Source organism: Mesorhizobium sp. P2_B11 (assembly GCF_056404855.1).
The window spans coordinates 156,865-169,495 of the sequence record NZ_JBFUDF010000008.1; the positions used below are offsets into that span (position 1 = coordinate 156,865).

Below are 12,631 nucleotides of genomic sequence, written 5' to 3' on the forward strand. Positions count from 1 at the left end.
CGACGTGTTAATCCAGTTGGACCCCGCTGGCCTTGACGATCGGCTCCCATTTGGCGAGCTCGGCCTTCACATGCGCTCCAAGTTCCTCCGGAGTGGAGGCCACGATCGAGGCGCTGAACTGGGCCATGCGGGCAATCACGTCCGGATCTCTAAGGGATTCAACTGCCGCCTTCTGAAGAACGGCGATCACCTCCGGCGGGGTGCCCGCGGGTGCGAACAAAGCGTTCCAGCTGTAGGTTTCATAGCCGGGGATGGTTTCGGCAATGGCCGGCACGTCGGGGAAGGAGGGAACGCGTTCCTTGGTGGTGACGCCGAGCGCTCTCAGCGTCCCGCTCTTGATGTGTCCCGACGAGGACGGAAGGTTGTCGAACATCATCGGCACCTGATTGCCGATGACGTCGTTCAAGGCCGGTCCGGCGCCTTTGTAGGGAATGTGCTGCATGCTGACGCCGGCCATGGTCTTGAAAAGCTCGCCAGAGAGATGCAACGGGGTGCCATTGCCCGAGGAGGCGTAGGCGTATTTGTCCGGATCCTTCTTCAGCATCTCGATCAGTTCCTTGACGTCCTTGGCGGGGAATTCAGGGTTCACGACCAGGACGTTCGGCACCAGGACAAGCAGCGATATCGGCGCGAAATCCTTCTCTGCGTCGTAAGGCTTTGTCTTCAGAATCAGAGGGTTGAGCGCGTGTGTGGCAACCGTACCCATGAGAATTGTGTAGCCGTCCGGCTCGGCCCGGGCGACCTGCGCAGCGCCAATGCTGCCGCCCGCGCCGCCGACATTTTCGACGACAATCTGCTGCCCAAGCTTCTCGGACATCTTGTTGGCGACGAGCCGCGCGACCAGATCCGTCGAGCCGCCGGCGGAGAAAGGGACAACCAGTGTGATGGTCCGGTCCGGAAAATCGGCGGCTGAGGCCACCGGCGCCGAAAAGGCGGCCGCGATGGAAACCGCAAGCCCGAGCAAAGTCCTACGCCGCATCTGCTACTCCTCCATTGTTTGGAGGGGCAGTATGTCACGGCAAGTGCGTCAGGAGAAACGTCTGCTTCCCGCAACAATGCAGATTACGGGCCGCTAATGTAGGTGTCCGCTTTATCTGTTTGTTTGACGCAATTCCCCAAGGGAAAGCGCTACGCGCTTTTCTCGGGAAACCGCTTCACACTTTTCTTGGAATTGCTAGTCGAACAGGCTCGACACCGACTCTTCGGTCGCCGTGCGCGAAATCGCCTCGCCCATCAGATCGGCGATGGAGATGACGCGGATGTTCGGCGCGTCGAGCACGCCTTGCGTCGGCTGGATCGAATCGGTGATCACCAGTTCCTGCAGCTTCGAGCCGCTGATGCGAGCCACCGCCCCACCCGACAGCACGCCATGGGTGATGTAGGCGGTGACGCTGGTGGCGCCGTTGGCGAGCAGTGCGTCGGCGGCGTTGCACAGCGTCCCGCCGGAATCGACGATGTCGTCGATCAGCAAGCAATCTTTGCCGGCAACCGCGCCGATGATGTTCATCACCTCGGATTCACCGGGGCGCTCACGGCGCTTGTCGACAATGGCCAGCTGCGCGTCGAAGCGCTTGGCCAGCGCACGGGCGCGGACCACGCCGCCAATGTCGGGTGATACGACAACCACGTTGCCGAGCTGCTTGTATTTCGCCTTCACGTCGCGGGCCATCACCGGCACCGAGAACAGATTGTCGGTCGGGATGTCGAAAAAGCCCTGGATTTGTCCGGCATGCAGATCGAGCGTCAAAACGCGGTCGACGCCGGCGCGGGTGATCATGTTGGCGACCAGCTTGGCTGAGATCGGGGTGCGGCCCGATGCGCGGCGATCCTGCCTGGCGTAGCCGAAATAGGGGATAACCGCGGTGATGCGCTTGGCCGAGGAGCGCATGAAGGCGTCGATCATGATGAGCAGTTCCATCAGATGATCGTTGGTCGGGAACGAGGTCGACTGCAGGATGAAGACATCCTCGCCGCGCACGTTTTCCTGGATTTCGACGAAGATTTCCTGATCGGCGAAGCGTCTGACGCTGGCTTTGCCCAGCGGGACGTTGAGATAGCGGGCGACCGCTTCGGCCAGCACCCGGTTGGAATTGCCCGCGAAAAGCTTCATGCACCGTTCCTGGCGAAGGATGGGGGAGGTCCTCTTAACCGGGCTTTTAGCGAGCCGCGCCGGTATTGCAAGCCCGTTGACGGGAATCCGCCGGCTAATCTCAAAAACGTCAACAGTGACGAAAGTCTGCAACAGGCGGATCAGCCGGCACTGCCGCCGAGCCAGGCCGCGAACTGGTCGATCGTCTGGTCGGCGATCGCCTGCATTGTAGCTGGCGCGACCGCGGGCCAGCCTTCGGTGGCGCCGACCGAGGGCGCCTTCTGCTGGCCGTTGATGCGGTGCAGCCGGTTGCCAGCGGGATCATAGATGTCCCAGACATAGATGACAGTGGTGTCCTTACCCTCCGTCATGGTCGAGAAATAGCCCTTCAGCACATGCGTGGCGGCCTGATCGGCGCTGCCGGCAAGGGTGATGCCGCGCTGCCTGGCGCGCGTCTGCAGTTCGGCCGTCAGCGGCGTGGCCGCTTCCACCGAGGCGCCGACGATCGGCGCGATCTGCAGCCGCGTCTTCGAGAGGGCGGCAGCACTTTGCGCTGGATTGGCGGGTGGTGCAGGTGCGGCCGGTGATGACGGCGACGGCGTTGCAGGGTCAGTGCCTGAAGCTGCCGATAGAGGCTGCGCGGGCTGGGCCGAGGCGGCCGGCGGTGTGATGGCGGAGGGTTCGAGCACGTCCTTGGCATTCGGCGTGCAGGCGGTGAGCACAAGCGCTGCGAGCAATGACACGGTCGTCACATGCGATCGTCTCATCTGCCCGAAAACTCCCTGTGCCTTTACGCAATTCCGGACGGAAAACCGATTACACTTTTCCTGGAATTGCTCTCGTGAACGCCCCCGCGTGAACCAACCATTATGGATTCACTGTACGATCAAGTCGAGATCATGGCGCGAAAGCGGCTTCGGTTGGGATTCGGTGGTCAGGTAGGTGCGGCCAAGCGTCATTGCCGTCTCGGTTTCGGAGTCCATGATGATCATGTGCGCGAACAGCGTCATGTTGGGCGCAATCGGCTCGGGATTGCCCTGGTAGAACATCGGCATGTCCATCCAGGACGGGGTGAAGCGGGCGCCGACCGAGTAGCCGCACGCGTTGAGCCGGTGCTTGGTCAGATTGTGCGCTTCCAGCGTGCGGGCATGGGCGTCGAAGACGTCGCCGAAGGTGTTGCCCGGCGTCATCGCCTTCTCGACCGCCAGCAGAGCGGCGCGGGCGGCGTCGAACAGCTCCTGGTGGCGCTTCGACACCTTGCCGGTCAGCACGGTCCGCATCATCGGCGCGTGATAGTGGTGGAAGACGCCCGCCCATTCGAGCGTCAGCTGGTCGTTCTTGGTCAGCTTGCGGCGCCCGGCCTTGTAGCGGCAGAGCAGCGCGTCGACACCCGAGCCGATGATGAATTCATTGGCCGGATAATCGCCGCCGCCGGCAAAGACAGCACCCTGCATCGCCGCAAGGATCAGCGCCTCGTCGCCGCCTTGCTTTATCAGCGGCAGGGCCGCGTCGAGCGCGTCGTCGGACAGGTTGGCGGCTTTTTCGGCCTTGGCGATTTCGGCTGGGCTCTTGAACAGGCGCAGACGGCCGACAATGCCTGAGGCATCGGCGATCTGGCCGAAGGTCTGCAGCTGCTCGTCGACGCGGCGGCCATTGAAGGCGGTCAGGCCATGGGTGTCGTATTCGACGCCGATGCGGGCGCCGAGCAGATTGAGATCGTTGAGCAGGTTGCGCAGGTCGATCGCCGGGTTGGCGCCGTCGCGATCGGTCCACAGCACGATCTTGTCGATGATCGAGGTGTGGCGCGCCTGGCGCAAATCGGCCGAGCGGGTGAGCAGCACCATCGAACCGTCGGCCTTCACCACCAGGCACTGGAAGAAGCAGAAGCCGAACGTGTCGTAGCCGGTCAGCCAGTACATGCTCTCCTGGGCGAAAAGCAGCACCGCATCGAGCTTCTTCTCGGTCATTTCGATCATCAGCCGGTCACGCCGGGCGTCAAATTCCGATCGTTCGAAATGCAGCGCCATCAGTCATTCTCCAAAACAATTGCCGAAACCTGCCGACCGTAGTCCGGTTCCTTGCGATGCGTCGTGCGCCGGTAGGAAAAAAAGAGATCCTCCTCGGCATAGGTACAGCGGCCAAGCCCCTCGGCGGTCACGCCCGCCTTTTTGAGCCGGTCGACCGTATAGAGGTTGAGGTCGAACATCGCATGCCCGGCATTGGCCGACGGCATAAAATAGCTGATGTTTTGCGCATCGGCCTCGACGAAGCGCGCGACGAATTCCGGTCCGACCTCGTAATTGTCGGGTCCGATCGAAGGACCGAGTACCGCAACGATGCGATCGCGGTGGGCGCCGAGGCTTTCCATCGCCGCAATGGTGTTTTCAAGCACGCCCGTGAAAGCGCCCTTCCAGCCGGCATGTGCCGCACCGATGATGCGAGCTTCGGCGTCAGCGAACAGCACAGGGCCGCAATCCGCGGTCGAGGCGCCGATGGCGATGCCCGGGCGGTCGGTGACGATGGCGTCGGCCTTGGGCCGCGGACCGGGAAACGGCTCATTCACGATGACGACGTCGGGCGAGTGGACCTGATGCGCGGTCAAGAGATGGCTGGCCGGCACGCCCATCCAGGCGGCGACGCGGCGGCGGTTCTCGGCGACCAGCGCCTGGTCGTCATCCGAGCCGGTGCCGATGTTGAGGCCCTGGTAGATGCCACCGGAGACGCCGCCGATACGGGTGAAATAGCCATGGCGGATACCTTGCGGCTTCGCCGCTTCCAGCAACGCTGCGCGAACAGGATCCGGTTTGGTCAGATTCAGCATGGATGGGTTTGTTGTCTGCCCCAACGCTTTCGTCAAGGCGAAGTTCGGCCAAGTGATTGCGGCAGCGATGCCGGATTGGGCCCATGTTGGCGAAAAGCAGGCATTCGACTATAGGCAATGGCCAGACAATTTCCGGGGCGGGCGAAAGTGCATGGGCTGGAATCCAGTCAAAAGCCTGATCCGACAGATCCACCGGAACCGGCATGTGCGCAAGGCGAAGGATTTTCGCAACGCGCTGGTGAAAGGCTATTTCCGCTCACGCAATACGGCGTCGGGCGCGGAATTCGCCGAGAGCCTGCTGCGGACCGGCGCCCGGCATTTCTGCTTTTCCATTGCCTACAACACGCCTTGGGTCATCGATGCGCTGACCAAGGCGTGGCTGACCTATTCGAGCGGGATGACGCTGGTGGTCATCGACAATTCGTCCAGGCCCGCGGCGCGGCAGGCGATCGAGGCCATCTGCCGGCAGCGCGGCATTGCCTATTTCGGCCTGCCGCGGAACCCGGAATGGAATCCGAACCGGTCGCACGGCATCTCGATGAACTGGGTTTTTCATAACATCGTGCGCCCGCTGCGGACCGAGCTGTTCGGCTTTCTCGACCATGACTGTTTTCCGGTGGTTGCCCTCGACATAGCCAGGCGCATGGAAGGCAAAGACGCCTTCGGTGCCAAATACCGCGCCAAGCGGGGCCATGAGGGATGGTACTTCTGGGCGGGGCTTTGCTTCTTTCGCTTTTCCGTCGTCGAGGACCTTGAGCTCGATTTCACGCCGCGCTTCGACACCGGGCTCGATACTGGCGGCGGCAACTGGCCGATGCTGCGCGACAGGCTGAATGACGGCAACATCGTCAATGCCGGGAAGGCCACGATCAGCCTGAAGCTCGGCGGCATCGAAGCCGACCATCGCATGCTGGATGACAGCTTCTTTCATGTAGGCGGTGCTTCGTATCGCGGCCTGATCAGCACCGGGCACTATCGCCGGCTGATGAGCGACCATGTCTGGGAGACTTACCTTGGCGGTGTGGCTGGGCGGCTTGTAAACGATCTCTGACGCGATCAGTCAGCCGGCTGGTGCGGCAGGATTTTCAGGACCTTGAACAGCGTGCCCATCGCGTCGGGGCCTGCGAGGCGCTCGACGGCGTCGGCAATGGTTTGTCGTGCCTCTTCGCCTGCCTGGCTGCCCAGCAGGCCGGCCCGTTCGAGCAAACCCATGGAAAGCAGGAAGTCGCCCTGCGTCGTCAATTCCGCTTCGAGTCCATGCGCGCGCACGACAGCGGCCAGTGCTGCGAAGTCGACATGGGCGGTGAGATCGGCTTGCCCGGGATTGGCCAGCACATCTTCGGGAGCGTGCTTGCGCACGGCCTGCAATGTGTCGCCGAAACCGGGCTGGATATGGCCGTAGTCGGGAAATAGCCCGGCGCCGCCGTGGCTGGCTATTCGCTCGGCAATGGCCGCCATCAGCGCCGCGCGGGCCGGTGCTACTTCGAAAATAGCGCCTTCCGGCGCCTCGGTGGCGTCGCCCGGCAGCAGCGTTGCCTCGACTGAACCGGCGCCGGCGAAGAAGCTCAGTTCATCTGACACATCGAGGCCGATCATCCGTTCGCGCCAACCGGCGCCGGCGCGGATGAATTGGCGGATCGGCACGGCGTCAAACAATTCATTGCCTACGATCAGCAGCGGCGCTTGCGGCAGGGTGGCGATGGTTTCGTGCCAGCCGACCTCAGCCGAGCTGCCGGCAAGCGTCTGCTTCTGGATTTCGGTCAGGCGCGGGCTGGTCTCGATCAGAGCAAACGATGCGCCTTCGGCGAGCGCGGGGTGGAGCCGCGCCAGGGTGCGCAGCATGTCCTTCATCAGCGTGCCGCGGCCGGGACCGATTTCAGCAATGGTGACCGGCAGCGGGCGGCCGACGGCCAGCCAGGCCTGATATAGCCAGACGGCGACCAGTTCGCCGAACATCTGGCTGATCTCCGGCGCGGTGATGAAGTCGCCTTCGGCGCCGAACGGTTCGCGTGTCGTGTAGTAGCCGTCGCTCGGGTCGAACAGGCAGAGCGCCATATACTCGTTGACGGGGAGGGGGCCTAGCGCACCGATCAGGTCGACGATGCGGGTTTTCAGCCGTGTCATGCCGGCTGCGGTTGCGGCGCCGGTCTGGCGGTGGCCATAGCCCAGATGCCGGCCAGCACCATTGGCAGGGACAGCACCATGCCCATGGTGAGCCAGCCGCCGAAGAGGTAGCCGAGCTGCTGGTCGGGCTCGCGGAAGAACTCGACGAAGATGCGCGACAGGCCATAGCCGCAGATGAAGGCGCCGCCGACGAAGCGCGGCGTCTTCAGCTTCAGCCGCGAATGGGTAAGGAAGCGCAGGACCAGGAACAGCACCAGGCCCTCGAGCAAGGCCTCATAGAGCTGGCTCGGATGGCGCGGTTCGAGGCCTGCGACACAACCAGCCACCGATTGCTGAAGGCGCTCATTGCAGAAGACGACGCCCCAGGAGACATCGGTCACGCGGCCCCAGAGTTCGGCATTGACGAAGTTGGCGACGCGAACAAGGCCGAGGCCGACCGGCACGCCGGCGGCGACGACATCGAACAGTGTCCAGGTGCGGATGCCGCGTTTGATGGAAAACAGCGTCATGGCGAGGATGACGCCGAGCAAACCGCCATGAAACGACATGCCGCCCTGCCAGATGGCGAGGATATCAGCGGGATGGTCGATATAGCGCTTGAGATCGTAGAACAGCACATAGCCGGTGCGTCCGCCAAGAACGACGCCGACAGCGGCCCAGACGATGAAATCGTCGAGATCGATTGGCTTCATCGGCAAGACACCGTCCGGCCACAGCCTGGTGTTGGTGACCAGCCGCTTGGCGTACCACCAGGCGAACAGGATGCCGACGATGTAGCCGATGCCGTACCAATGCACCGCCAGCGGGCCGATCTGGACCAGGATCGGGTCGATGTTGGGGAAGGGCAGCGACGCCATCGGCAGCAGGAAATACTCGTTCAACAGGGTCTCCCGGGTGGGCTCGCGTTCGGGCGCGGACCATGCGGCAGGGTTTTGGCAGGGTCAAGGCAAGGTGGTGGTGGCCTCATCGTCGCAGATGGTGGGCTCAGCCCTGCGGCTTGCCGGCGACCCATTGCCTGAGCGCGTCGTTGATCCTGTCCTGCCAGCCGGGACCATCCTCCTGGAAATGGTCGAGTACGGCCCGATCGATCCGGATCGAAACGAGCTCCCTGACGTTTGGTGCGGTCGACGCTTCGCGAATGGGAGGGGCGGGTTTTTTGATCGGCTTGAAGGCCGCTTCAGCGGCTTCCATTGGATTTGTCGGTCGGCGTGGGGGCGTTGCCATGGGGTGATCCTGAGTGCGAGCGGCTTGACGTAAGCCGACTTGAAAGCACTACAATAGGCGACGTGGCGCCATGACGTATAGGCCGCGATGCCGCAGCCATCGCATCGTTCTTGCATTCCGCGCACGGCGCCATTACGTCAATTCGAGCAAGCGAGGATTTGCCATGTCGACCGGACCGAACCGCATTCTCGATGAATTCGCCAAGCTGATGACCGATGCCGCGGGTGCCGCGCAAGGGGTGCGCCGCGAAGTAGAGACTGCCTTCAAAGGGCAGGCCGAGCGCATCCTCAACACCATGGACGTGGTGCAGCGCGAGGAGTTCGAGGCTGCCCGCGACATGGCCGCGAAGGCCCGGGAAGAGAACACGAAGCTGGCTGCCCGCATCGACGCGCTCGAGGCCAGGCTTGCCGAATTGACCGGACAGGCCGCACCTGCGGCTGCGGCAAAGCCCAAAGCAAAAAAATAATCCTTAAACTTTTCCACAAAGCACAATCCGAAAAAGTGCTTTGCCGTGAATCGTTTACCGGCAATGCATGAATCTTTGTGACAGCGCCTTTCCACATGCTGATGACGCAGTGCGAAAAATTAGGCTGTTCACGCGACTCCCGATCAATAGACTGAATTTGTTGCATGATTCGGAGCAGGGTCATGCGGCCGGGCGGTGGGGTCCGGTCTGGGGTCTTTGTGTCATGAAGTCCTGGCCGTCCGAGTTCTAGACAAGATTGTTCGTCGTGTGTGCCCCGCGGAGCGTGTGGCGCTCCCCTGAACACAGGAAGCATTCCATGGAACTTCTCGAACTCGAATTCTCCCGCGAAATCCATCCGGTGGATGTTATCGAGCAGGTGGCTCACAACAATGACTGGGCCTTCGAACGGGCCGGCGATGACGAGATTTCGATCTCGGTTGCCGGCAGCTGGACCGACTATCACGTCTCCTTCTCGTGGATGGAGGATTTCGAGGCGCTGCACCTGGCCTGCGCTTTCGACATCAAGGTGCCGGAAGCGCGCGCGCTGGAAGTAATGCGGCTACTGTCGCTGATCAACGAGCAGATGCTGTTTGGCCATTTCGATCTCTGGGAGCAGGAGGGCGCGATCATGTTTCGCCAGTCGCTGCTGCTCGCCGGCGGGGTCGAACCATCGAGCCAGCAGGTCGAGGTGCTTTTGTCGTCGGCGCTGGAAGCGTGCGAATGCTATTTTCAGGCCTTCCAGTTCGTCGTCTGGTCGGGAACCTCGGCCAAGGATGCGCTGGCCGGCGTCCTGTTCGAGACCTATGGCAACGCCTGATCGTCCATAAGAAAAGACGATGAGTTCGAGCAGCGCGCGCAAGCCTGAGATCAGCTTTGCCGATTTTGATCGTGTCGACATCCGTGCCGGCACCATTGTCGAGGCCGAGCCTTTCCCCGAGGCGCGCAAGCCCGCATTCAAGCTGAAGATCGATTTCGGCCCCGATATTGGCGTGAAGAAATCTTCGGCGCAGATCACCAAATATTATGCGCCGGAAACGCTTGTCGGACGGCAGGTGTTTGCGGTGGTCAATTTCCCGCCGCGCCAGATCGGCCCGTTCATGTCGGAAGTGCTGACGTTGGGCTTTCCGGACGAAGAAGGCGCGGTGGTGCTGGGCGCCATCGAGCGCAAGGTGCCCGACGGCGGCAGACTGTTTTAGGATACATTGATATTCAACGCATCCTATGCGTCAGGCCCATCACGCCGCGAGCTTGCGCGTCGTGCCCAGCGCTTCCTCGACCGTGTCCATGAACATTTCGGCGCAGGCTTTCCAGCTGTAGCGCATGGCGCGTTCGCGCGCCTCGGCGCGGTCGACATTGAGCGCGGCGAGTGAGGCCTCGCGCAGATCGGTCGACACCGCGCCGCCAATGCCGTCGCCGACAATGTCGATCGGTCCGGTGACCGGATAGGCGGCGACCGGCGTGCCGCTGGCCAGCGCCTCGATGATGACGTTGCCGAACGTGTCGGTGCGGCTGGGGAAAACGAAGACGTCGGCCGAGGCATAGATCTCGGCGAGTTCGTCGTTCGGGCGGTGGCCGAGGAAGTGTGCCTGCGGGTATTTCGCCTTGAGCTTGGCCAGTTCCGGTCCCTCGCCGACGATCACCTTGCTGCCGGGCAGGTCGAGATCGAGGAAAGCGGACAAGTTCTTTTCGATGGCGACACGGCCGACGCACAGGAACACCGGGCCGGGAAAGCCGAGGTCCTTCTTCTTGTCGGGGCGGAAATGATCGGTGTCGACGCCGCGCGTCCAGGGCCTGAGCTTGTTGAAGCCGCGCGCGGCGAGATCGTCGGCCAGCGACTGGGTGGCGACCAGCGTGCCTTGTCCCGAATTGTGGAAATCGCGCAACCACCGATAGGCCCAGCTCTCCGGCACCGGCAGGCGGGCGCTGAGATATTCCGGAAAACGGGTGTGATAGCTGGTGGTGAAGGGACGGCCGGCATTGCGGCAATAGCGCCGCGCCATGATGCCAAGCGGGCCCTCGGTGACGATGTGGATGTGGTCGGCCTTGCGCTGATCGATCAGCCGCGCGACATGGCCGGGCGTTGTCAGCGCCAGCCTGATGTCGGGATAGGTCGGCAAGGGCAAGGTGCGAAAAATGTTCGGGGTCAGGAAGTCGACCGCAACGTCGAAGGATTTCAGCGTTTCGGTGAGCCGCTCCAGCGTGTGGACGACGCCGTTGACTTGTGGGCGCCAGGCGTCGGTGACCATCAGGATGCGCATGGCGGTCCTTTGCTCGGATCGTCGGTTGCCTTGATGCGATGGCGGAAGGGCACCCATGCGGCTGCCCTCGCTTCGCTCCAGCGCACCCGGGCAGGCACGAGGTCGAAGTGAGGCGGCTGAGCCGAATCAACTGAGGTCGCGCGCTTCATGCGCGCTCTTGACCATGGTTTCATGACGGGCGGATGAAGGTGGTTTTTGGCCGAGCCGCCCAGCGGATCATGCTCTGATCAGGCAGGCACCTTGATCACGGCCCGCAGGCCGCCGAGCGGGCTGTCGTCCAGCATGATGTCGCCGCCATGGCTGCGGGCAATGTCGCGGGCGATGGAGAGGCCAAGACCGGTGCCGCTGGCGTCGAGGTTGCGCGCCTCGTCGAGCCGCACAAACGGTTTGAACACGTCCTCGCGCTTTTCCAGCGGAATGCCCGGACCGTCATCATCGATGGTGACGACGAGCGAGCCGCGGCCGTGATTGGCGCTGATCTCCACCGTCTTGGCATAGCGCAAGGCGTTGCCGGCGACATTGGACAACAGCCGGGCGAAAGCGTGCGGGCGCACATGCACGTCGGGGTCGCCGGCGAGCACGGTCGACAGCTTGCGCTTGTGCAGCGACGCCTCCTCGCCGAGCTTCTGGAAATAGGCCTCGAGATCGAAATGGCCGGCATCTTCCGACGCTTCGCCGCGGGCAAAGGCGATATAGCCTTCCAGCATCGACTGCATGTCGTCGATGTCCTGGTTGAGCGCCGCCTTGGTCTCTGGCTTGCCGCCGGCCAGCGCCAGCTGCAGCTTGAAGCGGGTGAGGATGGTCCTGAGATCGTGGCTGACGCCGGTCAGCATGGCGGTGCGCTGTTCGAGCTGGCGTTCGATGCGCTCGCGCATCTGGATGAAGGCAAAGCCGGCGCGGCGAACCTCCTCAGCGCCGCGGGGGCGGAAATTCTGCGGCATCGGCCGACCCTTGCCGAAGCTTTCGGCGGCCTCGGCCAGAGACAGGATCGGCCGGATCTGGTTGCGCAGGAAGGGAATGGCGATGGTCAAAAGCACCAGCGAGGTGCCGACCATCCAGATCAGGAAGATGTGGGTGTTGGAGGCATAGGCCTGGCTGCGGCGCACGAAGACGCGCAGCACCTTGCCCTCGAGCTGGATGCGTACCTCGACGATGTTGGAATTGCCGACGGTGTCGATCCAGAACGGGCGGTTGATCTGGCGCGTGATCTCGGTGGAAAGGACATCGTCCAGGATCGAGAAGAAGGGTTTCGGTCCGGGCGCCGGCAGCGGGTCAGGCGGCAGAAGGTCGACCTTCAGCTGCATGCGGTCCTGCGCGATGCGGATGATGTTGGCGTAGTCGCCGTCGTGCGGATAGGTCTCGATCATGTCGATGATGGCGGCGATGTCGCGCACGGTCGCCTGCGACAGGCGCTGCGTCACGGTTGCCCAGTGGCGTTCCATGAAGTCGAAGGCGACAACCGATTGCAGGAGAATCATCGGCGCGATGACGATGATCAGCGAGCGGGCATAGAGCCGCTTCGGCATATAGAGCGCGACCAGCCGCCAGAACCGGTTCCAGGCGCGCGGCATGGCTTTCAGCGCGCGTGATATGCGCGCGCCAAAACCGTCCGGCCGTTCCAGTTGCGTGGTCGCCATGTGTCCTTCCGC

Annotated in this window: 14 protein-coding genes; 4 read left to right on the top strand and 10 right to left on the bottom strand. The window is 62.9% G+C overall.

Annotation, left to right across the window (positions count from 1 at the left end):
- Positions 1-7 precede the first annotated feature (7 nt).
- The 5 genes from AC1DYJ_RS25575 to pgeF form a co-directional block, all read right to left on the bottom strand.
- Positions 8-979, bottom strand: a complete 972-nt coding sequence (locus tag AC1DYJ_RS25575; RefSeq protein WP_477285261.1) for a Bug family tripartite tricarboxylate transporter substrate binding protein — start codon at positions 977-979, stop codon at positions 8-10.
- A gap of 195 nt (positions 980-1,174) precedes the next feature.
- Complete coding sequence (locus AC1DYJ_RS25580; RefSeq protein ID WP_015316090.1) at positions 1,175-2,110, bottom strand: ribose-phosphate pyrophosphokinase; 936 nt, start codon at positions 2,108-2,110, stop codon at positions 1,175-1,177.
- Positions 2,111-2,250: 140 nt separating this feature from the next.
- Positions 2,251-2,856 (bottom strand): hypothetical protein, encoded by a 606-nt coding sequence (locus tag AC1DYJ_RS25585; RefSeq protein WP_477285259.1) that lies wholly within the window; start codon positions 2,854-2,856, stop codon positions 2,251-2,253.
- Positions 2,857-2,964: 108 nt separating this feature from the next.
- Positions 2,965-4,116 (bottom strand): M24 family metallopeptidase, encoded by a 1,152-nt coding sequence (locus AC1DYJ_RS25590; RefSeq protein ID WP_142869245.1) that lies wholly within the window; start codon positions 4,114-4,116, stop codon positions 2,965-2,967.
- Positions 4,116-4,910, bottom strand: coding sequence for a peptidoglycan editing factor PgeF (pgeF, locus tag AC1DYJ_RS25595; protein WP_477285256.1), 795 nt, complete (start codon positions 4,908-4,910; stop codon positions 4,116-4,118). Before pgeF ends, AC1DYJ_RS25590 begins: the two co-directional genes overlap by 1 nt.
- A gap of 151 nt (positions 4,911-5,061) precedes the next feature.
- Here pgeF and AC1DYJ_RS25600 point away from each other — a divergent pair, with 151 nt between their 5' ends.
- Positions 5,062-5,961 (top strand): hypothetical protein, encoded by a 900-nt coding sequence (locus AC1DYJ_RS25600; RefSeq protein WP_477285254.1) that lies wholly within the window; start codon positions 5,062-5,064, stop codon positions 5,959-5,961.
- Between the two features lie 5 nt (positions 5,962-5,966).
- Here AC1DYJ_RS25600 and AC1DYJ_RS25605 read toward each other — a convergent pair whose 3' ends face one another.
- The 3 genes from AC1DYJ_RS25605 to AC1DYJ_RS25615 form a co-directional block, all read right to left on the bottom strand.
- Complete coding sequence (locus AC1DYJ_RS25605; RefSeq protein WP_477285252.1) at positions 5,967-7,034, bottom strand: class I SAM-dependent methyltransferase; 1,068 nt, start codon at positions 7,032-7,034, stop codon at positions 5,967-5,969.
- On the bottom strand, positions 7,031-7,915 hold the full coding sequence (gene lgt / locus AC1DYJ_RS25610; protein ID WP_477285250.1) for a prolipoprotein diacylglyceryl transferase: 885 nt from the start codon (positions 7,913-7,915) through the stop codon (positions 7,031-7,033). The genes AC1DYJ_RS25605 and lgt overlap by 4 nt, the downstream gene beginning before the upstream one ends.
- A 103-nt stretch (positions 7,916-8,018) precedes the next feature.
- Entirely contained in the window at positions 8,019-8,258 is a 240-nt protein-coding gene (locus tag AC1DYJ_RS25615; protein ID WP_477285248.1) for a BrnA antitoxin family protein, read from the bottom strand.
- A gap of 163 nt (positions 8,259-8,421) precedes the next feature.
- Here AC1DYJ_RS25615 and AC1DYJ_RS25620 point away from each other — a divergent pair, with 163 nt between their 5' ends.
- From AC1DYJ_RS25620 to AC1DYJ_RS25630, 3 genes are all read left to right on the top strand, one after another.
- On the top strand, positions 8,422-8,724 hold the full coding sequence (locus AC1DYJ_RS25620; protein ID WP_477260586.1) for an accessory factor UbiK family protein: 303 nt from the start codon (positions 8,422-8,424) through the stop codon (positions 8,722-8,724).
- A gap of 316 nt (positions 8,725-9,040) precedes the next feature.
- Positions 9,041-9,541 carry a type III secretion system chaperone family protein gene (locus AC1DYJ_RS25625; protein ID WP_112396392.1) on the top strand — a complete coding sequence of 167 codons (501 nt, stop codon included), beginning with the start codon at positions 9,041-9,043 and terminating at the stop codon, positions 9,539-9,541.
- Between the two features lie 19 nt (positions 9,542-9,560).
- Positions 9,561-9,920, top strand: a complete 360-nt coding sequence (locus AC1DYJ_RS25630) for a tRNA-binding protein (protein WP_477285245.1) — start codon at positions 9,561-9,563, stop codon at positions 9,918-9,920.
- A 39-nt stretch (positions 9,921-9,959) separates the two neighbouring features.
- Here the strand turns inward: AC1DYJ_RS25630 and AC1DYJ_RS25635 are convergent, their stop codons facing one another.
- Entirely contained in the window at positions 9,960-10,982 is a 1,023-nt protein-coding gene (locus tag AC1DYJ_RS25635; protein WP_477285243.1) for a glycosyltransferase family 4 protein, read from the bottom strand.
- 227 nt (positions 10,983-11,209) lie between these two features.
- A complete protein-coding gene (locus AC1DYJ_RS25640; RefSeq protein ID WP_477285241.1) occupies positions 11,210-12,619 on the bottom strand; it encodes an ATP-binding protein in 1,410 nt (469 codons plus the stop codon).
- Positions 12,620-12,631: the final 12 nt, after the last annotated feature.